This is a genomic window from Paraburkholderia sp. RL18-085-BIA-A (assembly GCF_046027075.1).
In the GTDB taxonomy this organism is placed as follows: domain Bacteria; phylum Pseudomonadota; class Gammaproteobacteria; order Burkholderiales; family Burkholderiaceae; genus Paraburkholderia.
This window is the reverse complement of sequence record NZ_JARESU010000623.1, coordinates 1-414: the sequence shown is the minus strand read 5'-3', so window position 1 is coordinate 414 and position 414 is coordinate 1. Positions and strand designations below refer to the sequence as shown.

The window sequence follows — 414 nt, the reverse complement described above, 5'->3', positions numbered from 1 at the left end:
GATCTGACGGTCATTCATGGCGATGGCACAACGACGGCGGCGAAAAAAGGCGGCGACAATCTCGGCTACAGCGGTCACAAGCATCTCAAGGGCGACAAGGTCGTGGCTTTCTGCGACCGGGACTGCAACATCATCGCGCCATTCATATGCGCGCCGGGCAACCGCAACGAATCGCCGCTGTTGCGCGACGCCTTGCCCAGACTCACCCAGATGGCCTACGCCATCGGCATGGACCTGCAGGGCTCGATCGTCAGTCTGGACGCCGTCTACGACTGCCGGGCCAACCGCAAGGCCATTTTCAACCGGGGCATGATGCCCAACATTCCGGAAAATGCGCGCGGGCGTAAAGCCCCGAAGCGGGGCCGCAAGCAGCGCTTTGATCCGGCGATCTTCGAGGAGCGCTTCAGGACCATT

General features: G+C 61.8%; 1 protein-coding gene. It reads left to right on the top strand.

Annotation, left to right across the window (positions count from 1 at the left end; genetic code table 11):
* The coding region (locus tag P0D89_RS54120; RefSeq protein ID WP_408379851.1) for a hypothetical protein at nucleotides 1–414 on the top strand (414 nt) is incomplete at both ends.